The sequence below is a fragment of the Sphingorhabdus sp. genome (genome assembly GCF_023910635.1).
GTDB lineage: Bacteria > Pseudomonadota > Alphaproteobacteria > Sphingomonadales > Sphingomonadaceae > Sphingorhabdus_B.
This window is the reverse complement of record NZ_JAAVVZ010000006.1, coordinates 37,540-62,174: the sequence shown is the minus strand read 5'-3', so window position 1 is coordinate 62,174 and position 24,635 is coordinate 37,540. Positions and strand designations below refer to the sequence as shown.

The window sequence follows — 24,635 nt, the reverse complement described above, 5'->3', positions numbered from 1 at the left end:
CTACATCACAAATGAGCTGGCCAATGACCCCATGGTCAATGCCCAACCGTCCACCAGGACAAATAATAACAGCTTGAACGGCATCGAAATAATCGTCGGCGACAGCATCACCATGCCCAGCGACATCAATGCAGACGCCACGATCAAGTCAATGATCAGGAATGGCAGGAAGATCATGAACCCGATTTGGAACGCCGTTTTCAACTCGCTGGTGACAAAGGCCGGTAGCAGAATCGAAAAGGGCACGTCGGCGGGCTTTGCAAATTTGCCAGCTCTGGCAATCTCGCTGAACAAGGCAATATCGGTTTTGCGCGTCTGTTTAATCATAAAGCCATGCATCGCTGTGGCCGACGTCGACAATGCCTGTTCAAAACTGACTTCATCGCGGCCATAAGGTTCAAGCGCTTGCGTGTTGATGGTACTCAACACCGGCTGCATTACAAAAATGCTGAGGAACAACGCCAGCCCAACCAGCACCTGGTTTGGGGGGGTTTGTTGCAGCCCGAGGGCCTGACGCAAAATCGACAGGACAATGATGATCCGGGTGAAACTGGTCATCATCAGGATCAAAGACGGCAATACCGTGAGCAACCCCATCAGCAGGAGAATTTGTAGCGACAGCGACAAAGGCCGCCCGTCTCCGGCTACCGCGCCAAGCGCCTTTTCCATGCCCATCGCGCTTGGCGCGGCAAAGGCGGATTGGCTGGCGAGCAGCACAAAAAGGCAGATGCAGATGCTTAAAAACCTAAGCATCATGGGTGCCCTGATCGGTCGATGCCAATATGCTTATGCCGCTGCGTGATGCGCCAAGCAAAAGGATGTCCTGACCAAATTCCACGACCAGTAGCCGGCCATTGCCGCCCAACGACACGGCATCGACCACGCGCACGGCGCGTGCAGATTGCGCGGTCAATGGCAGTCCGATCTGCAGCTTTTTCCAAAGCCATAAGGAACCCCACGCCATGCCGCCAATCAACGGCAGGATAAGCAAAAGGCGTCCGAAATATTCAAGGATCACGGTCGCGACTCCATGCCGCCAAGCCCTTCACCGTCCGGGGCAACGTCCAGCACGCGAATGCCAAAGCGGCCATTGGTCTCGACGATTTCGCCTCGGGCGACCAAAGTGCCGTTGACGAACAGGTCGAGCGGGTCATTCACTTGCCGGTCAAGCTCAAGCACGCTGCCTTCGCTCAATTCGAGCAAGGACGCGAGCGTCAGTGATGCAGAGCCAACCTCGACCGTAACGCGTACGGTTATATCGGCCAACATGTCCAATTTGACCGCCCGGTCGGCTGGCCTTGTGTTTGGGGCCTCAGTCATATCACTCATGGTCAGAACCTTCCATATTTTCGATTTTCACCGCAGTGCGGCCATTGGCCTCGCCAATTGTTCCGCGTGCAAAAAGGCGGCCTGCGACCAACAGCGGAACATCGGCGGGCAGCATGACGGGCAAGATGTCTCCCGGCCGAAGCGACAAGAGCCGTGACACCGGCACTTCGGTTTGGGTCAAAATGGCGCGCGCAGGCAGCGGAACGCGCAAGGTCGCGTTCTGCATTTTGTCTTTCCATTCTGGATCAGCGGGAAGCCCATTGGGGTTAGCGTCGGCAAAGCGCATGGCAATTTTCTTGGCCTGGGCGTAACCAATGAACCCGTGGATTGCATTGGAACCAAGGGCAGGACATTCCACGTCAATTTTGGCCAACACTATACTGTCGCGATACTGCGGCAAATTAAATGCCTGCAAATCCGTCTGGACGGGCTGCGCACTTACAGCTTCGGAGATAGCGCCCAGCAGCGCGTGATTCACATAAGGGAGCAAATGTGCGTTCAGCCGCATCGCAAGCCGCATCTCGGACGTGCTGAAGCCCTGCCGCTCAGGGACTTTGCCTAACCCGCCATATTGCACATCAAGGATCTGGCTGATGAGCTGACCAGGGACCGCCACCACCAGCTCGCCTGTATCCTTGCCAAGCTCGAATGGCATCAGCAGGCTGAACGCAGGCTGTGACGGATACCATTCGGAATAGCGTGCCTCGGCCACCGATTGAACCTTGGCTTCAACCTTCTGGTGACTCGCCAAAAAGTCACACATCGCTTCGCCCAGATTTTCGCAAAGCTTTTGCAGCCAGCCAAAATCGTCAGCTACCGCAGTCCGTGGCCGTAAGAGAAGCGACGCGCTCATTGGATAACCAGATTCGAAAAATAGACATTATCAACGCCGCCAAAGCCCTCTTTTTCCCGCAATATGTCATTGATGGCTGCGGTCAGGTCACGTTGCAGCATCTTCTTACCCTGCGGTGTCGAAAGGGCTTGCGCATCCTGTTGCGATAAGACCATCAAAATGGTCGAACGGATCGGAACGCTTTGGCGTTGGATATTCCGGACGACTTTGCCGTCATAATATGTCGATAGGCTCAGGCCTAACTGCACAAAGCCTGCGCCATCGGCAAGATTGGCGGTGAAACTTTGGTCGAGGTTCACATAGGTCACCTCATATTTGCGCGGGTCCACAGACACGCGGTCATTCTTCACGTCGACTGTGCCCTCTTTCAGGACGGGCGCGTCACCTGCGCCTTCTGCCGCTGGCTCTTCGGCTTCTGTGCTCCGCTCGACAAGCTTGGGACGGCGCGGGTCAACCTTTTCGGCCTGTCCGGTAATGCCACCGGCCAAATAGATCCCGGTTGCAGCACCCGCCCCAATCAGCACGAGCGCGACAACCAATGCAATGATGAACTTCTTCTTTCCCTTTTTGGGCTTTGTTTCGGGATCGGCGGATTTTTGCTTGCTCATGTCTTGTCTTTCAATCAGGCGAAGCGGCCGTGGGCTTTGGAAGAAGCAGACGCCTGCGCTGGGGTGGAGTTATTGTCTGTGTGTTGGCTATCGGGCCGTGGGGACTGTTGTTGACCGTTTCCGTTTTGCCGGTTGGACATATCAAACTGGCCAAGTTTCAGACCCGCATGGCGCAGATCTTCGATCAGCCGGGCCTGCTCCGCTGATATGGCTTGCGCAGCCGCGTGTGTACTGGTCTCAAGCCGGATATCGACCTTGCCATTGTCTGTGGTCACAGCGACATCCAGTTGACCCAAATGTTCAGGGATCAGCGTGAACGCCAGTTGGTTGTCGCTTGCCGCATGGCCGACAATGTCCCGTGCGAGCGCGCCGATCCATTCGCCATCTGCTGTTATAACAAGCTGCCTAAGCTCCGCGATCGGTGTGTCTGTGGGCGGAGCCGTAGGTGCGACCGTGGGTGCGACCGAAGCCTGTGCTGCGCGGATGCCAGATTGCGGTTCAAAGCTGAAAAGCTGATCATCGACCAAGCCCAGATTGTGCGCAGGCAAGGGGCTGGGCAGTTGCGGCTTATTCTCTTGGGTTAGCAACGGTACGAGAAGTGTATCCGGCCGCAGTGTCGGCATCGCGTCCGCCCGCTTTACTGGCCCTTGAGGCGTGCTTGGCAGCCATTGGGCCAGCGTTTGGGCCGACGTTGCGTCCAATGGCTTTGGCGTTTCGGCCGTATTAGGTAACTTGCGGACTTGGGACGCAAGTGGCGTAACAGGCATATGGGCGGGTGCGCTGACGGGCGGACGCATGTGGACCGTAGGTGTCGGCACAAGCGCGGGATCTATCGGGGACGACGATGCTTCTGCCTTTTCCGCAGCAACAGTGCCTGCGTTTTCGATACTATTTTCGGGCGCAGTGGGTGGCGGCAAGACAATCGTCATGGCCCGGTTCAACGCATCGGGGGCTGTTGGTTGCGGCAAGACAATGGTCGCCGTCCGGTGATGTGCTTCCGGCACAGTTGGTTGCGGCAACACCTCTGTCGCGGCCCAGTTCTGCACTTCGGCCAAGGGGGGCAAGACAAGCGTGATGGCAGGCGCGCAGATCGGCGTTGTGGCGGGTGTCACGACATCGACGGACACATTGGGCGTCGCGTCGGCCAGAGTGGCTGAAATGTTCAACATATCCTCGAACACCCCTGTTGTCGGCGTTGGACCGAACATCACGGTCATGGCGGCAGGCGGCATGGGCGCGCTCAGCGGGTTCATGACATTCCCTCGCTCTTGGCGGCTTTCCGAAAAATCGCAGCGCGGTTTTGGCGATCCAAGGCATGTTTGGCATCTTGCGCGGCGACGTTGGCCGCCAGCTTCTCGATCGCTGTTTCGCGCTGCCGTGCGGCGACAACGGCGTGCTGCTGACGATTGCGTGCTTCCTGCGCATTACGACTTGGTGTGGCAAGTGCGCGCTGCGCGGTGTCGAGACGCGATGATAGTTCGCATACCGACCGCAGCATCATGCCATTTTGTGCGCCGACCAACGGTTGGGCGGCCGCGCGAATGGCGGAAATGCGGTGCCCGAGATCGACGAGATTGCGCACCTCTTTTTCGCATCGGTGCAATTGCAACTCAGCCATATGCCTTTGAACAGCACGCACTTTCAATATGCGTTTCCAGCGTTGCGTATTGGCCGTCATGCGCCCATCCCATCGACAAGTTCGGTGCGGGCATCATCAAATGTGACGACAGACTGCATGGGTTGCGTGATGAAATTCAGCATCGCTGGCCGCTGGGCAATCGCCTGGTCCAGCACGGCATCGCTACCTTGCGCATAAGCGCCCAGCATGACCAGATCGCTATTTTGTTCATAGCTTGACCATAATTGCCGGAACCGCGCCGCCGCCGCCAAATGCGCCGGATCAACAATGTCGGGCATCAACCGGGACAACGACCGGCCGACATCAATCGCTGGAAAGATGCTGCTTTCGGCAAGCGTGCGCGACAAGATGATGTGGCCGTCGACAATGGCACGTGCGGCGTCGACAACCGGGTCTTCCAAGTCCCCACCGTCCGCCAATACTGTATATATGGCCGTGATTGAACCACCCGACCGGCGATCAACGCCGGCGCGCTCGACAAGTTGTGGGATTAGCGCGAGCGAGGAGGGGGTGTAGCCTTTCATCGTTGGCGGCTCCCCAATGGCGAGACCGATTTCGCGCTGCGCATGCGCAATGCGCGTGAGGCTGTCGATCATTAACAAGACCCGCTTGCCCTGATGCGCAAAATGTTCGGCAATGGCCGTTGCACGCATGGCCGCACGCAAGCGCAACAGCGGCACCTGATCCGCTGTCACTGCCACAACAACCGATTTGTGGCGGATATCGCGGTTGAGCTTGCCCTCAACGAAATCCGATACTTCGCGCGCACGTTCGCCGATCAGGCCAATGACGATGATGTCGGCATCAATGCCCTGCAATATTTGTCCCATCAGCACCGATTTGCCGACGCCAGAGCCCGCGACAATCGCCACACGCTGCCCTTCGCCAATGGTGAGCAAAGCGTTTATGGCGCGGACGCCGGTATCCATCGCCCGCACGACGCGACCCCGGTCGAGCGGGTTGCTGTCTTCACCGGCAATTTTTTGTCGGCCACTGCATGACGGCATAAGACCCCCATCCAGTGGACGGCCTTTTGCATCAATCACACGGCCAAGCAGCTCTTCGCCAACCTCAATCATGTCATGCCGACCATTGGGATAGACGGCCGCGCCGCTGGCGATGTTACCGACATCACCAAGCGGTTGAATGATAGCGCGCTGTCCTTGAAAGCCTACAACTTCGCCCTCGGCAAAGTCCCCATTTTCTGCCTGCATCCTTGTGCCTGTGCCAAGCGGATAAGGAAATCCGCTGACTTCACAATATTGCCCGGTCAACGCAGCCAGACGGCCAACGCGGCGCGGGTCCGCATCGCACAGAGCGGCAACGCCATGCCGCGCCGCCATAATCGCTTCCAACCGCGTGGTCATGCGACGCGTCCGCCATCGCCGAGCGTTTGCGCCAGTCGTTCAAGCACAAAGGCGGGGCCATGTTCAACCCATCCATCGGAGCATTCAATACGCAACGCACCGCGTGGCAATTGTGGGTCCGCCGTAAATGGCAGGGGCAATTCGGCGTCGGACAATAACGCAAGGTCATCCGGGTGCATGTGCAAATTGCGGTTCTGGTCTGCTTCCGTTAAAACGGCCGTGGCGGCGGCGATCTGTTGCGTTAGAAAAGCGCCGTCAATCGGCAGGTCACCAATGATTTTCGTGACGACACTGCGGATGATATTGTCGAGCATGAAGCCGATTTCGGCATTATCTTCCGGCCGCAGCGCATTTGCGGCAAGCAGCAAGTCGTGAAGCTGTTTGCGTTCAATCGTAAACACCGCCTGCGCCATTTCCTGCCCATCCGCCAGACCACGCACATAGTGGTCCTCGGCTTCATCTGCGGGTGCCGGAAATGGGAACTGCAACTTGTGAGGACGAAAATCCCGGCGTTCGCCAAAATATTTTGTGAGGGACAGTTTGACGGTCTCAGACATAGTCGTTGCTCTGCTTTCCCAGCATGATCTCGCCAGACGCAGCCATGCCCCTGGCAATGGCGACCACAGCCTTTTGTGCTTCTTCGACATCGGCGCGGCTGACCGGGCCCATTTCGGCGATTTCGTCGCTGATGGTTTGCGCCGCGCGTGAAGACAATGTGCTCAGGATCTTCTCGCCCAAGGCGGCGTCCGCGCCCTTAATGGCCAGCGCCAGGCGGTCCGCCTCGACATTGCGCATGACTGCGCCAAGCGATTTGGTGTCGAGCTGGGCAAGGTCGGCAAAAATGAACATGCCTTCTTCAATGGCATCGGCCAAAATTTTGTCCTTTTTGCGGATAGTCTTCAAAAGCTTTTCGGCTTGCGGGCGGGACAGATTGTTGAAGATTTTTGCGACGTCTCCATGCCCGCCCATGTTGATGAGCGGGTTGCTGGCACTGGTTTCGGCATAATTTGCAAGAATGGCCTCAATATCTGATATTGCCGCAGCAGGGACGGGGCCCAAGGTGGCGGTGCGAAATAACAGATCGGCTTGGACAGCTTCATCAAGCCCTGCGACGGCGTCTGCGGCAACCTCGGCTGGCAGAGCCGACAGGATGATGGCGGCAAGTTGTGGATGTTCATTGGCGACCAGGGTCGAAACCGTGGCGGTGTCCAGCCATTGCAACGCCTCTAATGATGGCGGTGCGGCTTGTGCTGGCGCGATTTGCGTCCAGATGCGGTTCGCAGTGCTATCCCCCAACGCCATATTCATCATGCCGCGGATGCGGACGGGCGCGCCAACGGCGAGTTGTGACAGGTCACGGTTGTTGCTGACAAAAACCTCTAATGCGCTTTCCACATCGGTTTCGGTCGCACATGATGCTTCAAACATTCCCTTGGCCAAGGATTTGACTTCCGCAGGGTCCAAATGCTGCAAGACCGCGGAACTGTCGCCGTCTTCCAGCAACATCAACAATATTGCCGCAGATAGCCCGCCATCAAGCGGTGTTGCTGGCTCTGGCGGCGTCATTTCATCGAGATCTTCATCCATTGGATGGTTTCCCCAACATTTGACGGACGACGAGCGCGGCGCGTTGCGGGTCCTGGCGCACGAAAGCGCGTACAAGCTTTGCGCGCGCTTCATAACTTGGCGCCGATTCAATCATATCGATGGTTACGGTTCCATTGGCGGGCCGTGAGGCCTGCTGCCTGGCCGCCGCCTGCATCAATTTTTGCTCGGTTTCTGCCAGTTCCTTCGACGCTATCATGCGGGCTTTGACCGCTTTCACCAGCGGACGGCCAATGATGAAAAAGGCAAGCAATGCGCCCAGCACCGCGCCGACTTGCTGCACCAATGGGAAGAACCATGGCTCATCCCAGAAATTGACGACGACTTCGGCTTCTTCGACGAAGGGACGCGCGGAAATGGCGACGACATCGCCGCGTTCGGCCTTAAAGCCGACGGCACCCTTTACCAGATTTTCCAGTGCCGCAATCTCTGCAGGCGTGCGCTTCTGCGCACCTTTGCCATCGCGCAGGGCGACCGCGACCGACAGGCGGCGTAACGCGCCTTGCGGGTTATGTGTGACCGCAATCTCCCGGCCAACATCAAAACTACGGTTGTAGGTTTCCTCGCTTTGGCCGGGACTGGTGCCGGCGGCATTGGCTTCTGGAGGTTGATTGACGACCGCATTTGCAGGCGGCGGTTGGTTGGCCATCGCGCCGGGTATACCGCCTGCTTCTTCTGCTGCGCCGCTAACGGACTTATTGCCTTCTTCGCTACGCAACGCACGGTCATTTTCGGGGTAGGTTTCGCGGGTGGACTGGCTTTCGCTGGCATCGACATCGGCATGTACTTCAACCGAGAAATTGCCGGGGCCCGCAATGGGCGTCAGCAACGCGATGACCGCCTCACGATAGCGTTCTTCCATCTGCATTTGCAGTTGGAACATCCGGTCGTCGGCACTGGTCTGATCAGATGAAAGCAACGCACCGCTTTGGTCTATGATCGACACATCCTCGGCGGACATGTTGGGAACGGACGATGCGACTAGATGGCGGATAGCGCGCACTTGTGCCGCCGACAGGCTTCGTCCTTGCTGAAGCGTCAGCATGACCGACGCGGCGGGTTCTTTGCTTTCGCGCACAAATACGCTTGCCTCTGGCGTTGCCAGATGGACGCGGGCGGTTTTTACCGCATCAATCGCTTCGATCGTGCGGGCAAGGTCGGCTTCGCGCGCACCGCGCAACGTCTCACCTTCGACCGCGCGGCTTGACCCCATGGGCAATGAAGCCATCATGGCGTCGCCAGTAGGCTGCGCTTTGGGCAGCCCTTGGCCGGCAAGTAACATTCGCGCCTCGTGCAATTTGCCTGCGTCTACGGATATGGCGCCCGTGCCGGGGTCAAGGCTGTAGCTGATACCCGATGACTGCAACGCATCGGCAACGGCTGCCTTGTCCGCTTCGGCAAGGCCTTGGAACAAGGGCGCTTGTGCAGGCGTGCTCAGCGCGAAATAGGTCAGCGCCGCCAGCCCCAACGCACCTGTCAAGGCCAGCGTAGGAAGTGCCTTGCGCACGGCTGGCTGAAGCGTCATTCCGCGCAGGCCGTCAAACCCGAAATTAGCGCCCGGCGTGACATTGCGCGCCAATTGGCCATTGTTGATGGACGCGTCGGGGGCGAGTATTTGTTGATCGGCCATGCGTTATACCGGCATGTTCATGATGTCGCGATAGGCGGACAGCAGCTTGTTGCGGACCTGAAGCGTTGCTTCAAAACCAATTGAGGCCTTTTGCCGTTCGACCATGACCGAGACGATGTCATTGGTCTCGCCTCGTTCATAGGATGCCGACAACGCACTGGCCTTGCCCTGCTGCGCGTTCACGACTTGCAACGCGTCCGTCATTGTTTGTGCAAAGGGCGTCGTTGATGCCACCGCTTCGGCCGGTACATCACGACCAGCCGCACGCCGCAACGCGTCATTCTGGTTCAAGATGGACGAGCGCATCTGTAAAAGTCGGCTCTGGTCGATGGTCGACATGCATTTGGGTCCGCAGGCGGAATTGCCTTTGCGTAGATGTTTGCAAATGATGTGCCAATTTGCCGAAAGGCGCAGTCTTCTTAGGCATAAGGCCTAGTCTGAAGCTGCTCTCGCCAAATTTCCGACGCCGGTAATTAAATCGATGGGTCGGCACGCCGTTTCTTGATGCCGAGGCTGCTCACCCCTGTCGGGCTGCCCACCACGAGGAATAGCAAAAGGATTTATTATGACAGTCATCAATACCAATGTCAGCGCGCTGCGCGCCCAAAATGCTTCACGTATGGCGAACAATACACTTAGCACCGCGATGGAGCGTCTTTCGTCGGGTAAGCGGATCAATAGCGCTAAAGATGATGCCGCTGGCCTTGCGGTCGCCACCCGTATGGACGCAAAAGTGCGCGGTCTGAACCAAGCTGTCCGTAACGCCAATGACGGCATTTCGCTGGCGCAGACGGCCGAAGGCGCCATGGGCGAAATTTCCAATATTCTAGTCCGCATGCGTGAACTGGCCGTGCAATCTGCGAACGGCACTGCGGTTGAGTCAGACCGCGACGCAATCGTCGCCGAATCCGACGCCCTGATTGCCCAGATCAACGACATTGCAGGCCGGACCGATTTCAACGGAACGGTGTTGCTGGATGACGACGAAACGTTCAGCATCCAGACTGGGGTTGAAACCGGTGAAACTGTCGATATCGAAATCGTGGCGATGGATGACGCTGGCCTTGTTATCGACGGAATCGACCTTTCAACGGACACTGGCGCAAGCACCGCGCTGGACTTGCTCGATACGGCCATTGACCTTGTTGCTGCGCAACGCGCCAACATCGGTGCCGTGCAAAACCGCCTTGAGGCCACCGTCAACAATCTGACATCGACAGCCATGAATTTGACGGAAGCAAAATCGCGCATCGAAGACGCAGACTTCTCGGCAGAATCGACGAAACTCGCGTCGTCACAGATCCTTGCTCAGGCCTCGACCGCGATGCTGGCGCAAGCAAACCAAAGCCAGCAGGGCGTTTTGAACCTGCTGCGTTAAGATGAAGGCGTAACAACGCACGCTCCGAAAGCCCCGCCGGAGCATGCAATACCCCGATGGCCCACAATTTGGCCGTCGGGGTATTCTGCATAAAGGCCACTTGAACTCACCAGCGCTCTTGGCTATGCGAAGCTACGGCCCAAACGCCAGTTGCCGCCTTAGCTCAGTTGGTAGAGCATCGCATTCGTAATGCGGGGGTCGTAGGTTCGAATCCTATAGGCGGCACCATATTTTTCATAAATGACACCGCGAAATTTGGGGCGACCTCGCCCGGCAGATAACGCCCTAATCGGTGTGCCATATTTTCAGACACGCGGCGCGTTATCAAATCTCATCCAACATGCATTCGGGGAAATGTGAACCAGATTTGACAATTGTGCATTTGCCTTACGTTGCGCCGTTGTGCGAGACACAGGCGCATCAGATCTCGCTTGCTGCCGAACGAATGTCGTGGACGCTTTATATATTGAGCACTGATGTTGGTTTTGAAAGGACATGATGGCAACGCGTAACCCAATATGGTCTTTGAACCTCGTGATATTAATGGCTTTGCTTTCCGCAGGCTGCGCCCCGGTGCACATGAAAGGTGCAATGACGGGGATCGGTCGGCCGGTCGAAGCGGACGGCTTTGCTTCCGTTCGCCACAATCCGCTTTCGGCTGCCGCGCATTACGAAGTTGCTATGGGTTTCCTGAGTGGGCCGTCTGTGACGCGGGGTGATCTGGAAATGGCGTTGAGCGGTTTTCAGACAGCCGCGAGATTGGCGCCAGATCTGTGGGAACCGCTCGCGGGGGCATCTGTAACATCCTACCAGCTTGGCAATATCCGAGAGGCCATGGGTCTTATGGCCCAAGCCGTTGAACGGCGCGGTGCAGCGGGGCCAATGGCTGTTCCCTTGGCGCTGCTGGCATATCGCGCGGGCGAACCAGAATTTGCGCGTGTGGCCTTGGCCCAGGCGGACCGAGCGTCGGACTTAGATACCGCAGGGCTCGGATTTCTGGATGCGGCGTTTGCAGGAACAAGCTGGCGCCCTGTACCATCACAAGCTTCGTCCGCTAGCCGCACCGAATTACCGGCCACTGCCCCATCATCAATCAGCACAGCACCCGATGCCGTGGTTGGCGCAGGTGAAGGCGTGGTGATCGAAGCGTATCTGATCCGTGAAAACCGCACATCAACGGGAAATAGGGGCCTTAATCTGCTTGATGGGCTTTCTGTCCAGTTCGGCGGAACTTTGCTCAATTATAATTATGATCTGGCAGGGGCTGATGCGAGCACGCAGACAGGGAACCTGACGGTCACCGCCCCTGCAATCAATTATTCGCTCAACCTCGCGTCGAGCAGCAGTTCACGCGTCACGCTTGAGGCAAGTCCAGTCGTCCTCGCCCGCGAAGGCCGCAAATCCAAATTCTCCGAAGGTGCATCGGTCTTGATCGTTCCCCTCTCGGACAGGAGCCAGCCGATTGAACGCGATGTCGGTGTGACGTTGGAAGTAACGCCGCAGCGGATTGGTCCAACTGACGTAGATCTAGACGTGGTTTTGGAAATGTCGAACATTACCGGACAGTCTGCCGTGAATGTCGGGCGGGGTGCAAGTATACTTGAGACCGACAAAACCCTCGTCGAAGTGTCCGTGAAGCTACCTTATGGTAAGGCGATAGTGGTCGGATCGGGAGATTCCCTGAATCGGCGCAGCACCAACAACCGTTCGGTAACGCCGATGGCTCTTCCGGGGCTTTCACGTCGCGGCACGTCGGTCGATCGTCGCGAAGTTCTGGTCGTGCTCACGGTCCGGCCACCCAATGGTCAGGGCCTTTCAACGCGCAGCCCCGCCGAATGGAGCCAAATGCTTTTTGGAGCAGCTTTGCTTTCGCCTACGCAATATGGACGACGCCCGTCAGAAGCACCCGCGCCGGTTATGAGCCTGTTATTGCCTGCGAAATTAGGATGAATTTAGCATCGGCGCCGCGGCAAAAACCGGCATCATGCAACGCCATAATCAGTCAATTGCGACACCGAATGACAATATTGCGGACAGCCGTTTTAGAGGATTTTTTTGATGAAAATGTATAAAATATGTAAGGCAGCCTCTGTTGCATTGCTGATGGGAACGTCCGGAGTATTGTTTGCGCAGGATATTGACGCGAACGCGAGCGCCTATGCCGATTATGAGCCCGATGTCGACAGCATGAATGCGTCTTATCAAAGCTATTTTGCGGTGAAAGATCCCAAAGGCGCCGATGACACCGTCTACAATATGTCATTTAGCAGCGGCGGAGATGTCTACAAAAACGTGGACTCAATGCCAAACCCGATCACCTATACGGACACGACCGCCGCGCAGAAAATCGGCTATGCAAGCAATCTGTGCGCCACGCAGGTTGCGTATAATACGCTCAAGGCAAAAGGGGTTGCGCTCACTTCTGACCAAGAGGCCAAATATGAGCGGGTCCGCGATAAATTCTGCCTTTTGGTGAGCAGAGCAGCAAAGCTGCAGCAACGGATTGAAAAGTTCAATGACATCAAAGACAATGGGATAACGTTATTTCAACGCTATGCGCGTGCTACGCCCAGCTATGACGGGTATGATCGAACCATACAAATGGGAATGCAGTTGCAGTTTTTTCCCTTCATATCGAACATCTGTGGATCGCCCGATGGCGATCAGACGACAACGATAACGACAGAGCTGGATTATTGTAAATCGAACATGAAGTCCGTTGCCTCGGGGCTTTCCTCCAAAGGGCTCGATAAAAGCAAGCTTGAAGAGCGCTTTGTATATGCGTCCTGGCTGCAATGGTCCGATGATGGCCGCCAACCGCTCAACGTCGTCAAACGTCTCCGGGAAATGAAGGGCTCCGACACCGGGTCCTGCGGAAAAATTATTCCCATCAAAATCATCTATGGCGGACATGTGACGGCGACGCTCTACCTTGGTGTTGACAGTATCGACGGGGATACGATCAACCTTAAAGCCTGCGCGGTTTTCCATTACAGCGGTGACGACAAAACGGTTGGCCTAGGGACCGTTTCGTTCACAGCGCCCTTCGGTTATCTTGGACAGCTTGAGGCCATGCGCGACAAAGCCAAGGATAATGTCTCTGCCAAGGTAGTGAGCAAGATCGACGCACGCGTTAGCAATCTTCTGGGCGACAAAAGCAAAATGCAGAGCATGCTCTATACCATCGACAAAATGAAAACATTGATGGAGACGATCAAGCAGCAAGCCGCATGATTTTATAGCGCCCGCTATTTCTTGCCTTTGCGGCCTTTTCTCGCTGCATATTTGGCATCGCGTTCAAGCTTGCGTTCTTCGTCGGTTTTTGTCGGGGCGGCGGGCTCTACCGACATTTGCGCACGTTCCAGCTTCTCGGCCTTTTCCAATTCGCGGGCCGCTATTTTCTCTGCACGTGCTTTTGCTTGCGCCTGTTCGCGCGCTTCGGCGGCGGCGCGGCGTGCGGCAAGCGTCGCTTCGTCGAGCTTTGGCTTTGCGCGCAGCTTATTAACCGCGTCCAGCTTTGCCTTGTTGGCTAAGGCTGCACGTTCTTGAAACGACGGCTCTTTATATGAAGACATATTCTTATATTATCCATTGGGTGTGATGGTAAAGCGGCGGACGCCAGCGATGACCTTGGATAACGCCTTAAAGGCAAAGACGCCCGACAGCAAATTGCAATCCGATTAAAATTATATGCACGACCGCCAACCAAGCGCCATGAGTTTATGATACGCATCAGGCCAAGGTGACAAGGCCAATGACTGCGCCCGTCATCGCAGAGGCCATATTGCCGGCGACCCAGCTTTTCATACCCAGAGCGGAGACCTCTGCGCGCCGTGTGGGGGCGAGCGTGGCGATGGTCGATACCAACAGGCCGACGCTGGCAAGGTTTGCAACCCCGCATAAGGCATAAGTGATGATCAGCTTGCTGCGCGCGTCAAAACTGTCGGCGGGCAAGGCGGCGAGATCAAGATAGGCAACATATTCGTTGAGGATGGTCTTGGTGCCCATCAATGCCCCTGCCGCTGGTGCTTGGTCCCAAGGGATGCCAATGCTCCACATCAACGGCGCGAACAGCCAGCCAAAAATACGTTTGAGGGTGAGCGGCTGTGCATCCACTTGGGGCAGCAAGGCCAGCAACTGGTCGGTCAAATTGACCAAGGCAAATACGACGATGATGATGGCGATGACGGCCAGCACCAATTGGATGCCCTCCATCGTACCTTTGATGACCGCGTCCATGCTGCTTTCATATTTCAGGTCAGCGTCGGCATCTTCTGCGCTCATGCTGCCATCGCCAGGGACCATCAGCCGCGCGATGAGGACAGCGGCGGGTAAGGAAATGAGCGAGGCGACAATCATATGGCCAACGGCGTCCGGCACGGTTTTGGACAAGGTGGTGGCATATAGGACAAGGATAGCGCCGGAGATGGTGGCCATGATCAACACCATGATCATGAACAATTCGGCCCGGCTCATCCGTTCAAACCACGCCCGCAGGACAAGGGGGGATTCGACAACGCCCAGAAACATTGTCGCGCCGCCGCCCAGCCCGACGACGCCGCTGACGCCCAGGGTCTTGCGCAATGCCCAGGACAGGCCACGGACCGCAGCGCGCAAGATGCCCCAATGCCATAACAAGGCCGAGAGCGCGGAAAAGACGATGATGAGCGGCAATATCTGAAATGCGACGATTATGGGCTGTTCCACGCCGGGCTTGAGCACAAACGGGATTGGCGCGCCGCCGGTATAGCCGAACATGTAACTTGATCCGACCAATGTCGCCTTTTCCACTGCCGCGACCGCATTGTTGGCATAGCCGACCAGGGTCCAGATAAACGGCACCCGTGTCACCGCCAGCGCGAGCGCAATTTGCAAGACAAGCGCGCCGAAAATCCAGCGCCAAGACGGCCGTGCGGCGCGATCTTCGGAGCATGCCCATGCGAGCGTCAGGATCAAAAAGATGCCGATCAATCCCTGTCCCTGCTGCAAAATCACCATGTCCGCCCTTATGCTGCCCGTCAGTCGCTTCGCTTTACGCAATGCGCCCTTAAGCTTTTGCTTACCGAATTCTCACAGCAGTTGTTAACTAAATTACGCGATAAAGACTGGCGTAAATGCAGGGATTTTTCGACATCATGGGACATGAACATGCGTAAGTTAGACGGCTTCATGCGCAATCTACGCACCAATGAACGGGGTAATGTATTGATCCTTATGGGTCTTTCCATGCCGTTGCTTGTCGGTCTCGCAGGCCTTGGAACCGACACCATCCAATGGACTTTAATGAAGCTGCAATTGCAGCGAAGTGCCGATTCGGCTGCGTTGAACGGCGCTTATGCCAAGGCACAGGCCAAGAGCGTAAGCGATAATGCCAATAATGATCTGGCCAAAACGCTTGATGCATTTACCGGGGTTGGTGTTACAGTTGAGAACGCGCCGACAGCAGGAAAATTTGCCGGAGACCCTCGCGCGGTCAAGGTTGTTTTGACCTATAGTAAAGCGCTTCCCTTTTCGAGTTTGTTTTTGTCAGATCCGCCATTGATTAAAGTGGAGGCAATTGCTGCGGTGCTGAACAATGGCGACTATTGCGTCATTTCACTTGAGGATACGAACGCAAATGGCGTGACATTTTCGGGCAACTCGACCGTCGATTTGGGTTGCGGTGTCGCGAGTAATTCCACAGGCAGTAGCGCCGTAACCGCAGAAGGTTCGACTTTTGTGCGGGCGTCGCCGGTTGCTGCGGTGGGGAATGTGCCCGCCAGTGCGAACTACGCCAATGGGACGCAGCTTGTCCCTTATTCCATCCCGCAACGAAACCCGTTTGCTGCGCTTGGAGATCCAACGGCAGAGGCGCCGGCCGTGTGTAGCGGCAATTCGCTGACCGTAGGCAACAAACAAAATATAACGATCAACCCCGGCTGTTTCACTGGTATCAACGTGCGCGGCAAGCTGACCATGAATCCGGGCACCTATTATATCAAAAGTGGGGATTTTGAAACCAATGCCCAATCCGAAATCACCGCCATCGGCGTCACAATCATTTTGACCGGAACCGGGACAGACATTGGACAGGTTAAAATGAACGGTGGCGCGGATATTGAAATGGCGGCTCCGGCAAGCGGCAAATATAAGGGCGTCCTCTTTTTCAAAGATCCCAGCGCGCCTGCATCCTATAATGACGTGTTCAACGGCGGGGCATCGGGGTCGTTTCTAGGCGCAATTTACATGCCCTCACAAACCGTGACATTGAACGGAAACTCCACATTTGCGACCGATTGCCTGCAGATCGTATCGCGTAAAGTGGTCATGACAGGCAATACCAAGATTACCAACGACTGTCCCGTCGGGACGGCGGCGGATACCTTTGAAGGCACGCAGGTAAGGTTGGTCGGGTGATTTGATGGCGCATATCATCAAAGTTTTGAACGCCGCCCGGCAGGATAGCCGCGGGACAAGCACTATTGAGCTGGCGCTGATTTTTCCGGTTGGCTTGCTGCTTTTATTGGGTGCGATCGATTCTGCGATGGGATTCGCCGAAAAGCTGCGGGTAGAGGCTGCCGCCGCCAGAGCCGTGGAGCAGATCACCGCTTTTTCCCGCGTGAAGACAGACTATACCGCAAGTCGTGCCGAGGCTGCGGCGGCCGCAAATGTTGCCGTGTCCGACGTGACCGTGACCTATTGGCTTGAGTGCAACAATGCCGTCCAAAGCACGTTTACGGCAACCTGCACAACGGCTGGCTCTCAGATCGCCCGATTTGTCAAAGTACGCATTCGCGGCAAATTTTCGCCCGCTGTGAATTATGGCAATTTTCTCACCACGGACGCCAATGGCTTTGTTCGGGTTGAGGGCGATGCTTCTGTAAGGATTCAGTGATGCTGTTGTCCAAATATCGCAAAAATGACTCCGGCGCATCTGCAACCGAATTTGCCTTGGCGGTGCCGCTTGTTGTGTTGTTGTTTTATGGAATGGCGCAATTCGGGCTCATCTTGCTGGCCAATGCCGGGCTTCGGCACGCCATCGACACAGGCGCGCGCGCGACAACGGTCTATATCGGCGCAACACCGATGACCGATGCGCAAATCCGGACGATTGTTTCCAGCAGCCTATACGGCATAACAAATGGCACAGTTTCAACGCCGGCGGTGAGCAGGGGGACCAGTAACGGCGTCAGCTATGTCGACATAAGCATTTCTTACGCCGTGCCGATTGATCTTATTTTTTACCAATACGGACCGATCATGCTTCAAGAGAGGCGGCGGGCCTATCTCCCATAAGCAAAAGCATCTTTTGACCCCGATATCCATAATGGCCATTGATCCCGGTTCGAAAACCAAACAAAAAACCGCAGCGGCGGCCATGGTCCCTAACGAAAGCACCATCCCGACGTTGACCCACAATTTTCTGGCATAGGATAGGCCCTCGGTCGATGCATCATGGCCCATTATGCCGCCTTTTGCCGTGTCGGTGACAGCATCCACTGCCACAGAATTGGTCAGCGTAAAGCGCGCGCCGAGTAGCTCCGCGCTGATGGCTGCTTGCGTGCGTTCTCGCGTGAATTTGCAGCCATAGATTTGCCCACCGGCCCACATGATTTCCGCTTCCATCACGCCGACATTGGGAAGGTTGACCTCTATGATTTCGCCCACGCCTAATTCGGATTTGGTTTCGATAAGCAAGCCTGTATCCAAGATGTCGTGGACCAAAACTGCATCTGACGCGGTGCCGTGTTCCCCGCCTTCAACTTCGAGAAAAAGTTTGTGGCGTTGCCGCTTTCGATTGTCGTTGGATGTTTCGATTTTTGCTTTTCTCGGCGGCAAAGGCATATTGTAATTCCCTGCGCCTTTGAGGGGTCGCAAGCGCGTTGACAATTTTCCGCAGTGCCAAATATCTATCAGGCACAGAATATGGTAAAAACACTGTGGTTTGAAAATTCCTTCATGGTCCTAACCCAATGTATTTTTTGGGCGCTCAAGCCGGTAGGACGCGTTGCAGCAACCACATAAAGGCGATGGAGCCAATGGCATAAGCGCTTATCATCTGGGCGCGGGCGGCGTAAAGCGCATGCACGCGGCGCAGTCCCCATAAGACCAATAACGCCACGGCGACGATGACAAGCTGACCCGCCTCAACGCCCAGATTGAACGTCAGCAATGCCATGGGCACTTCGCCCTGCGGCAATCCGATTTCGGCCAATGCCCCTGCAAAGCCAAAGCCATGGAGCAAGCCAAACAGAAAGGCGACGACCCATGGAAAACGCTCTGACAAGCGCAGTTCACCGGGTTTGCGCTTCAGTATTTCCACGGCGAGGAAAACAATAGACAACGCAATGGCGGCCTCAACTGGCGGGCCGGGGACGCTGATAAGTTCAAGTGTAGTTGCCACTAAGGTCAGCGAATGCGCTATCGTGAAAGCCGTCACCGTTGCCGCCACGCGCCATGCACCGTTGAGCAAAAGCACAAGGCACAGCACAAACAATAAATGGTCATATCCCATCAATATATGTTCGACACCTGTTACAAAATAGGTGCGCGCAACCTGCCATCGGTCTGCCTTTTGCAGGATTACAGCGGATGGGTTGCCGGGCGTCAGCCGCGCGGCCTGCGTGATCCCATAAGCGGATTGATAGCGCAGCAAGGCGTCGGCTGGGGTGTTCTCCATACCGCTTAAGCGGACAGAGCGGCCAGCCAAACTTGCGCTGCAATCAATGTCCCAGCGCGCCAGCAAAGCAGCGGCATCAACGCTGCGAACAGGTTCGGTCGCTACGCAATCGCGCGGGAATATCGGCACGACGCGCGCGGCAAGGCCGGGCCGGATGGGCGCTTTCCATGTAATTTTATATTGGTGGCTAACGGCTTCACGCTCACGGATTTCCAGATAGCCCGGTTGCAAGTCATCGGCGCGGGCAACCGACGTGAAGCCAGACGCGAGCAAGAGCAAAAGGAAAAAGCGGACGATCACGGCTTGGCGATGCGAATGTCATATCCGTCGAGCAGCGCCTGATAGGCAGCAGCTTCGCGCTTGGCCTGCGTTTCGGCCCGCCAGTCGTTGGACACGCGCTGGCGAATGTCGGATAAAGGCGGTGTCCCCGCCGCAACAACGCCGCGGACGCGCACGGCATGCCAGCCGAAACCGGACTGGACTGGCCCGCTCCAACGCCCTTGCGGTAAATTACGCAGGCTGTCGGCAAAGCCATCGCCAAATTCACGCGCGATGTTTTCTGACGCGGCCTTGTCCATGCTGGCAGATACGCTCAGCGGTTGCGCCTGCACTTGCTTTCCGGCGTTTAGGGCAAAGATTGATGCTTTGGCGCTGTCTTCATCCTCGCCCAAAAACTGCTGATCGAAACTGAAGGCCGGCTTTTCGGCATAACGGATTTTGTTCGCCGCATAAAAGCTTTCCAACGCGGCTTCGGTTGGTTCCATATTCTGGATTTCTGCGTTTGCCAGAAACTCCATTTTGGCGCGCAGACGGCGGCGGATGACGGGGTCATCGACGTCAAGGCCAATGCGCATGGCCTCCCGGAAATAGATTTCTTCCTTGATATAATCGCGGATCAGGCTGTCGAGTATTTGGGGGCTAGGCGGGCTGCGCCATGTCTGTTCCCATTGCGACGCGAGCCGCGCAACTTCTGCCGCATTGATCGTGATGCTGCGGTCAAGGCTGTCTTCCCCGCCAAACTGCCCCATGAGCAGAAACAAGGCCGATCCTGCGCCAAGGAAATGCACTAACGGCTCGCGCAGGGCCTGCTTCATCCAAGCATATTTCATAAAATGGCGACACCAGGGCCGGGACGTTCAATCATGATCAGCGGCGCATGGCCATCGGGCGTTACGTATTGCGCCTGAATTGCGGCCTGCACATCCGCCACATGGGCAATCGGCATGATCGCCACAGCCGCGCCGCCAAATCCTCCACCTGTCATCCGTGCGCCCCCTTGATTGCCGATCGCATTTTGCAAGAGCGCTACCAAATCATCCATCGCCGGAACAGTGATTTCGAAGTCATCGCGCATCGATGCATGGCTTTGCGCCATCAACATACCAAGCGCGGCGAGGTCGCTTTTGGCCAGCGCGTCGGCTGCGGCCAATGTCCGCTGGTTTTCGGTAATGACATGGCGTGCGCGTGCGGTTGTGACCGCGTCGAGAACTGCTGCGGCTAGCATGTCCAGATCCGCGTCGCGCAACGCTTTTACCCCCATGGCTGCGGCCGCCGCCTCACATTGCCGCCGCCGTGCGTTGTAATGCCCGTCAACCAAGCCACGCGTGACGCCCGAATGCACGATCATGATCGCGACATCGCAGGATATGGGCGCTTCGGTCAGTTTCAGGCTGCGGCAATCGATCAACAACGCATGGCCAGCCTTGCCCTGCGCCGAAATCAATTGGTCCATGATGCCGCATTGGGTGCCGACAAAATCGCATTCCGCTTTTTGCGCGATTTGCGCGAGGCGACTGTTGTCGATGTCGGTTCCGTTGAGCGCCAAATTGGCCTTGCCCACCGCTACCGCAAGCGAGGCCGATGACGACAGACCGGCCCCTTTGGGCAGATTGCCCGCAATGGCGATTTTAGCCCCGCTGAGGGCGTATCCTGCATTTTGGATGGCGAAGATCATCCCACGCACATAATCAGCCCAGGGCTGGCTTAAATTGCGTTCTGGGGGTGGTGTCAGCGCGAACATGTCGCGCGCATTGTCGAAGTCAGCAGCGACCACGTCGACCTTGTCATCATCGCGCTTGCTAATCGCCACCATCGTCGCTGGGCCAATCGCGCAGGGCAGGACAAAGCCGTCATTATAGTCGGTATGTTCGCCGATCAGGTTCACCCGCCCCGGCGCGCGCACGACAAGGTCGGGGGCGTGGCCAAACTGCACCGCAAAACTGGTGGTCACGCGATCAAACAGCGCTTGGTCCTGCACGTTCATGGCTTGCTCCGGTAATGGATTTTGGCCGTGGCGCGCAAATGTTCGGCGGCAGTCTCCGGCGTCAGGTCGCGTTGTGCCTCGGCCAGCATTTCATAGCCGACCATGAACTTACGCACACTGGCCGAGCGCAGCAAGGGTGGATAAAAATGCGCATGCAACTGCCAATGCGGGGCATCGGGTGTTGCGCTTGGCGCTCCATGCCAGCCCATCGAATAAGGGAAGCTGGTCTGGAACAGATTGTCATAGGCCGTTGTCACGGCCTTCATGATGTCCGCCAGATCATCACGTTGCTCTGGCGTGAGGGCGTTCAATCGCTGAACGGCAAAGCGCGGCAGCAGCAGGATTTCATAAGGCCAGCTTGCCCAATAGGGCACGACCGCGATCCAGTGGTCATTGTGTGCCACCGTTCGCGCGCCGTCTTTGGCCTCTTGTTCGGCATAGCTTAGCAGCATTGCCGATTGATGTTGTTCAAACCAGGCCGCTTGCGTTGCATCCTCACGGGCGGGCTCGGCAGGTATATAATCGGTCGCCCAAATCTGACCATGCGGATGCGGGCTGGAGCAGCCCATCATCGCGCCCTTATTTTCGAAAATTTGGACATAAGCATGGACGGCGGAAAGTTCTGCTTCTTGCGCGGCCCAAGCGTCGACCACATTGCGGATGTCGCCCACGGACATTTCGGGCAGGGTTTTGCCATGGTCCGGCGAAAAGCAAATGACTCTACAGGCTCCGTTGGCGAGAGCCGCACGAAACAGGGGTTTGTCTTTTTCTACTCTGCACCCTGCGCCGGGCAATAATGCGGCAAAGTCATTGTCGAAAACGAAGACATTTTTGTAGTCAGGATTGCGCAATCCGCCAGCGCGTTCATTGCCCGCGCATAAATAACAATCCGGATCATGCATCGGCCGGACGGCGGTGTCGGGTGTATCCTGTTGCCCCTGCCACGGCCTTTTGGCGCGATGCGGAGATACCAAAATCCATTCATCTTTCAATGGGTTGAAACGACGGTGGGGCTGCTCATGGAACGACATTGGGCAGTATCCAATCAATCGGCGGGAGACCGTTGCTAACCAAAAAGGCGTTGCATTGCGAGAAATGTTTGCAGCCCAAAAAACCGTTGTGCGCCGACAAGGGCGATGGATGCGCGGCCTTGAGCAGCAGGTGACGGCTGGCATCCACATTCGCCGCCTTTTTGTGGGCATAAGCGCCCCACAGCATGAAAACGACTGGCTCTGCCTTGTCGTTCACTTGCGCAATAATCGCATCCGTCAATGGCTCCCACCCCTTTTTGCTGTGCGAAGCGGCCTTGGCCATTTCGACCGTAAGGACGCTGTTGAGCAGCAACACGCCTTGCCGCGCCCAATGCTCCAAAAAGCCATGAGGCGGCCGCGGGAGGCCCAAGTTGCTTCCTAACTCTTTGTAAATATTGGAAAGACTTGGCGGCGGACGCACACCCGGCGGCACGCTGAAACACAGGCCATGCGCTTGCCCCGGCCCATGATACGGGTCTTGCCCCAAAATGACGACGCGCACTTTGTCCAGCGGCGTTAACTCAAGCGCGCGGAACCATGCGTCCTGCGGCGGGAAAATCGTCTTGCCTGCGGCGAGTTCGGCGTCGAGAAAGCCTTGGAGCGCCAACGTTTCTGGTGTGGTCAGCGCCGCCTGCAGTGCCGTCTGCCAATCCTGCGGTAAGGAAAATGCGGTCATTCGGCCTTTGGCGGCGCGGTCAGCAAATCGGTCCAGGCCTTCATTTCTTTTGATGAGGCAGGGCCAAGCAATTCCATCGCATGGCGCAACCGCTCGCGGATGATGTCGCGGCCCAAATGCGTGATCGCGTCGAACAAGGGCACGCCCTGCGCGCTGCCGGTGATGGCGATGTAAAAAGGCCGGATAACGTCCTTCAACTTCGCGTCCAAGACCTCAGCAGTTCGGCGCAACGTGGCTTCAACGCCTTCCCGGTTCCAGTCGATCATGCCGTCAAACTGTTGCAAACCAAGGGTGTAGGCCGCGCGTTGCATATCCTGTTCCAGCTTCACACCATCGCGCAGCCGCTCTGCGCTCATGCCGTCAATCCGGTTCATGAAGAACATCGCGGTCAGTCCGCCAAGGTCCGACATTTTGGTGATCCGCGCCTGCGCCATTTCAGCGATGGGCGTAAGGTAACTGTCATTCAGCGCCCATGCCTTTATCGCATCCAGAAATTCCGAAACGCTGAGTTCCTCGCGCAAATAACGGCCATTGAGCCAATCCAGCTTGGACGTGTCGAACACCGGCCCGCCAAGCGAGATATTGTGGACGTCAAATTCGTCGATCAGCCTCTGTAGTGAGGTTTTTTCATCTTCCTCGCTGGCCGATTTGATGAACAGGCCAAGGAAGTTCTGCATCGCCTGCGGCAAGTAACCCGCGCGTTGATAATATAAGATGCTGGTCGGGTTTTTACGCTTGGACAGCTTCGATTTGTCGGCATTGCGGAGCAACGGCAAATGCGTGAGTACGGGCGGTTCCCAACCGAAATATTGGTAGAGCAACAAATGCTTTGGCGCGGATGAAATCCACTCCTCACCGCGCATGACGTGGGTGATACCCATGAGGTGATCGTCGACAACATTGGCGAGATGGTAGGTCGGCAGGCCGTCCGATTTCATCAGCACTTGCATGTCAACGACCGCATATTCGAATTCGATTTCGCCGCGCAACGTATCTTGAACAATGCACTTGCCCGTTGTTGGAATTTTCATCCGGACAACGTGCGAAACGCCGTCGCTATCGCGCTTTGCGATATCGTCAGAGGTGAGGGCTAAACAGGTGCCATCATATTTTGGCGGCTGCTTCGCCGCTATCTGAGCGGCGCGTGAGGCCGCGAGCTTTTCTGGCGTACAATAGCATTTGAACGCATGGCCGTCGGCCAACAACTGGTCGCAATGCGCGGTGTAAATCGCGCTGCGTTCGGACTGGCGGTAGGGACCATGCGGGCCGCCAACATCGGGGCCCTCATCCCAGCTAAGGCCCAACCAGCGCAGCGATTCTAATATCATCTTTTCCGATTGCGGCGTGGACCGTGCCTGATCGGTATCCTCGATACGCAACAGAAACTCGCCACCGTGCTTCTTCGCAAAGCAATAGTTGATGAGCGCAATATACGCTGTGCCGACATGTGGGTCGCCGGTGGGGGATGGTGCGACCCTGGTGCGGACAGGACGGGAGATGGCATTCATGATGGTGACTTCTTTCAATGTCGGTTCGGCGGCCCTCTAACAAGCTGCTCACCGCTTGTCATCTGTACGGTGTGTTGCAGGAAATTCGT

General features: G+C 56.6%; 26 protein-coding genes and 1 tRNA gene. 7 read left to right on the top strand and 20 right to left on the bottom strand.

Annotation, left to right across the window (positions count from 1 at the left end; translation table 11 throughout):
- From fliP to fliE, 12 genes are read right to left on the bottom strand one after another with little or no spacing between them, the layout of a single operon-like run.
- Entirely contained in the window at nucleotides 1-753 is a 753-nt protein-coding gene (gene fliP / locus HEQ34_RS05065; RefSeq protein WP_296198588.1) for a flagellar type III secretion system pore protein FliP, read from the bottom strand.
- Nucleotides 746-1,018: a flagellar biosynthetic protein FliO gene (locus HEQ34_RS05060; RefSeq protein WP_296198260.1), complete on the bottom strand. Its 273-nt coding sequence runs from the start codon at nucleotides 1,016-1,018 to the stop codon at nucleotides 746-748. The genes fliP and HEQ34_RS05060 overlap by 8 nt, the downstream gene beginning before the upstream one ends.
- Complete coding sequence (fliN, locus tag HEQ34_RS05055) at nucleotides 1,015-1,329, bottom strand: flagellar motor switch protein FliN (protein WP_296198258.1); 315 nt, start codon at nucleotides 1,327-1,329, stop codon at nucleotides 1,015-1,017. The genes HEQ34_RS05060 and fliN overlap by 4 nt, the downstream gene beginning before the upstream one ends.
- Nucleotides 1,322-2,182, bottom strand: a complete 861-nt coding sequence (locus HEQ34_RS05050) for a FliM/FliN family flagellar motor switch protein (protein WP_296198256.1) — start codon at nucleotides 2,180-2,182, stop codon at nucleotides 1,322-1,324. Before HEQ34_RS05050 ends, fliN begins: the two co-directional genes overlap by 8 nt.
- Nucleotides 2,179-2,790 (bottom strand): flagellar basal body-associated protein FliL, encoded by a 612-nt coding sequence (locus HEQ34_RS05045; protein ID WP_296198252.1) that lies wholly within the window; start codon nucleotides 2,788-2,790, stop codon nucleotides 2,179-2,181. Before HEQ34_RS05045 ends, HEQ34_RS05050 begins: the two co-directional genes overlap by 4 nt.
- Nucleotides 2,791-2,804: 14 nt before the next feature.
- Nucleotides 2,805-4,043 (bottom strand): flagellar hook-length control protein FliK, encoded by a 1,239-nt coding sequence (locus HEQ34_RS05040; protein ID WP_296198250.1) that lies wholly within the window; start codon nucleotides 4,041-4,043, stop codon nucleotides 2,805-2,807.
- On the bottom strand, nucleotides 4,040-4,468 hold the full coding sequence (locus tag HEQ34_RS05035) for a hypothetical protein (RefSeq protein ID WP_296198247.1): 429 nt from the start codon (nucleotides 4,466-4,468) through the stop codon (nucleotides 4,040-4,042). The genes HEQ34_RS05040 and HEQ34_RS05035 overlap by 4 nt, the downstream gene beginning before the upstream one ends.
- Nucleotides 4,465-5,796: a FliI/YscN family ATPase gene (locus tag HEQ34_RS05030; protein WP_296198244.1), complete on the bottom strand. Its 1,332-nt coding sequence runs from the start codon at nucleotides 5,794-5,796 to the stop codon at nucleotides 4,465-4,467. The genes HEQ34_RS05035 and HEQ34_RS05030 overlap by 4 nt, the downstream gene beginning before the upstream one ends.
- The gene (locus HEQ34_RS05025) at nucleotides 5,793-6,353 is read right to left on the bottom strand and encodes a hypothetical protein (RefSeq protein WP_296198242.1); all 561 of its coding nucleotides are present in this window, start codon (nucleotides 6,351-6,353) and stop codon (nucleotides 5,793-5,795) included. The genes HEQ34_RS05030 and HEQ34_RS05025 overlap by 4 nt, the downstream gene beginning before the upstream one ends.
- The gene (locus HEQ34_RS05020; RefSeq protein WP_296198239.1) at nucleotides 6,346-7,383 is read right to left on the bottom strand and encodes a FliG C-terminal domain-containing protein; all 1,038 of its coding nucleotides are present in this window, start codon (nucleotides 7,381-7,383) and stop codon (nucleotides 6,346-6,348) included. Before HEQ34_RS05020 ends, HEQ34_RS05025 begins: the two co-directional genes overlap by 8 nt.
- Nucleotides 7,376-9,031 carry a flagellar basal-body MS-ring/collar protein FliF gene (gene fliF / locus HEQ34_RS05015; RefSeq protein ID WP_296198237.1) on the bottom strand — a complete coding sequence of 552 codons (1,656 nt, stop codon included), beginning with the start codon at nucleotides 9,029-9,031 and terminating at the stop codon, nucleotides 7,376-7,378. Before fliF ends, HEQ34_RS05020 begins: the two co-directional genes overlap by 8 nt.
- A gap of 3 nt (nucleotides 9,032-9,034) precedes the next feature.
- Nucleotides 9,035-9,370 (bottom strand): flagellar hook-basal body complex protein FliE, encoded by a 336-nt coding sequence (fliE, locus tag HEQ34_RS05010; protein ID WP_296198234.1) that lies wholly within the window; start codon nucleotides 9,368-9,370, stop codon nucleotides 9,035-9,037.
- A 226-nt stretch (nucleotides 9,371-9,596) separates the two neighbouring features.
- Here fliE and HEQ34_RS05005 point away from each other — a divergent pair, with 226 nt between their 5' ends.
- The 4 genes from HEQ34_RS05005 (at nucleotide 9,597) to HEQ34_RS04990 (ending at nucleotide 13,643) form a co-directional block, all read left to right on the top strand.
- Nucleotides 9,597-10,409, top strand: a complete 813-nt coding sequence (locus tag HEQ34_RS05005; protein ID WP_296198231.1) for a flagellin — start codon at nucleotides 9,597-9,599, stop codon at nucleotides 10,407-10,409.
- Between the two features lie 152 nt (nucleotides 10,410-10,561).
- Nucleotides 10,562-10,637: transfer RNA gene (locus HEQ34_RS05000), tRNA-Thr, on the top strand.
- A 267-nt stretch (nucleotides 10,638-10,904) separates the two neighbouring features.
- Complete coding sequence (locus HEQ34_RS04995; RefSeq protein ID WP_296198229.1) at nucleotides 10,905-12,359, top strand: hypothetical protein; 1,455 nt, start codon at nucleotides 10,905-10,907, stop codon at nucleotides 12,357-12,359.
- A gap of 108 nt (nucleotides 12,360-12,467) precedes the next feature.
- Nucleotides 12,468-13,643 carry a hypothetical protein gene (locus HEQ34_RS04990; protein ID WP_296198226.1) on the top strand — a complete coding sequence of 392 codons (1,176 nt, stop codon included), beginning with the start codon at nucleotides 12,468-12,470 and terminating at the stop codon, nucleotides 13,641-13,643.
- Between the two features lie 14 nt (nucleotides 13,644-13,657).
- On the opposite strand, the gene HEQ34_RS04985 is transcribed toward HEQ34_RS04990, so the two are convergent.
- Both HEQ34_RS04985 and HEQ34_RS04980 read right to left on the bottom strand, forming a co-directional pair.
- A complete protein-coding gene (locus tag HEQ34_RS04985) occupies nucleotides 13,658-13,984 on the bottom strand; it encodes a DUF6481 family protein (protein WP_296198225.1) in 327 nt (108 codons plus the stop codon).
- A 157-nt stretch (nucleotides 13,985-14,141) separates the two neighbouring features.
- Nucleotides 14,142-15,449, bottom strand: coding sequence for a nucleoside transporter C-terminal domain-containing protein (locus HEQ34_RS04980; protein WP_296198223.1), 1,308 nt, complete (start codon nucleotides 15,447-15,449; stop codon nucleotides 14,142-14,144).
- 108 nt (nucleotides 15,450-15,557) lie between these two features.
- Between HEQ34_RS04980 and HEQ34_RS04975 the strand changes: the two genes are divergently transcribed.
- From HEQ34_RS04975 to HEQ34_RS04965, 3 genes are read left to right on the top strand one after another with little or no spacing between them, the layout of a single operon-like run.
- Entirely contained in the window at nucleotides 15,558-16,805 is a 1,248-nt protein-coding gene (locus tag HEQ34_RS04975; RefSeq protein WP_296198220.1) for a pilus assembly protein TadG-related protein, read from the top strand.
- 4 nt (nucleotides 16,806-16,809) lie between these two features.
- The gene (locus HEQ34_RS04970; RefSeq protein WP_296198217.1) at nucleotides 16,810-17,283 is read left to right on the top strand and encodes a TadE/TadG family type IV pilus assembly protein; all 474 of its coding nucleotides are present in this window, start codon (nucleotides 16,810-16,812) and stop codon (nucleotides 17,281-17,283) included.
- Nucleotides 17,283-17,684, top strand: a complete 402-nt coding sequence (locus HEQ34_RS04965) for a TadE/TadG family type IV pilus assembly protein (RefSeq protein ID WP_296198214.1) — start codon at nucleotides 17,283-17,285, stop codon at nucleotides 17,682-17,684. The genes HEQ34_RS04970 and HEQ34_RS04965 overlap by 1 nt, the downstream gene beginning before the upstream one ends.
- 694 nt (nucleotides 17,685-18,378) lie before the next feature.
- On the opposite strand, the gene HEQ34_RS04960 is transcribed toward HEQ34_RS04965, so the two are convergent.
- The 6 genes from HEQ34_RS04960 to gltX are packed head-to-tail and all read right to left on the bottom strand — an operon-like array spanning nucleotide 18,379 to nucleotide 24,546.
- Nucleotides 18,379-19,368, bottom strand: coding sequence for a HupE/UreJ family protein (locus tag HEQ34_RS04960; RefSeq protein WP_296198210.1), 990 nt, complete (start codon nucleotides 19,366-19,368; stop codon nucleotides 18,379-18,381).
- On the bottom strand, nucleotides 19,365-20,177 hold the full coding sequence (locus HEQ34_RS04955; protein WP_296198207.1) for a peptidylprolyl isomerase: 813 nt from the start codon (nucleotides 20,175-20,177) through the stop codon (nucleotides 19,365-19,367). Before HEQ34_RS04955 ends, HEQ34_RS04960 begins: the two co-directional genes overlap by 4 nt.
- Nucleotides 20,174-21,331 (bottom strand): galactokinase, encoded by a 1,158-nt coding sequence (galK, locus tag HEQ34_RS04950; protein ID WP_296198205.1) that lies wholly within the window; start codon nucleotides 21,329-21,331, stop codon nucleotides 20,174-20,176. The genes HEQ34_RS04955 and galK overlap by 4 nt, the downstream gene beginning before the upstream one ends.
- On the bottom strand, nucleotides 21,328-22,362 hold the full coding sequence (locus HEQ34_RS04945) for a UDP-glucose--hexose-1-phosphate uridylyltransferase (protein ID WP_296198203.1): 1,035 nt from the start codon (nucleotides 22,360-22,362) through the stop codon (nucleotides 21,328-21,330). Before HEQ34_RS04945 ends, galK begins: the two co-directional genes overlap by 4 nt.
- Nucleotides 22,349-23,038, bottom strand: a complete 690-nt coding sequence (ung, locus tag HEQ34_RS04940) for a uracil-DNA glycosylase (protein ID WP_296198200.1) — start codon at nucleotides 23,036-23,038, stop codon at nucleotides 22,349-22,351. Before ung ends, HEQ34_RS04945 begins: the two co-directional genes overlap by 14 nt.
- The gene (gene gltX, locus HEQ34_RS04935; RefSeq protein WP_296198194.1) at nucleotides 23,035-24,546 is read right to left on the bottom strand and encodes a glutamate--tRNA ligase; all 1,512 of its coding nucleotides are present in this window, start codon (nucleotides 24,544-24,546) and stop codon (nucleotides 23,035-23,037) included. The genes ung and gltX overlap by 4 nt, the downstream gene beginning before the upstream one ends.
- Nucleotides 24,547-24,635 lie beyond the last annotated feature (89 nt).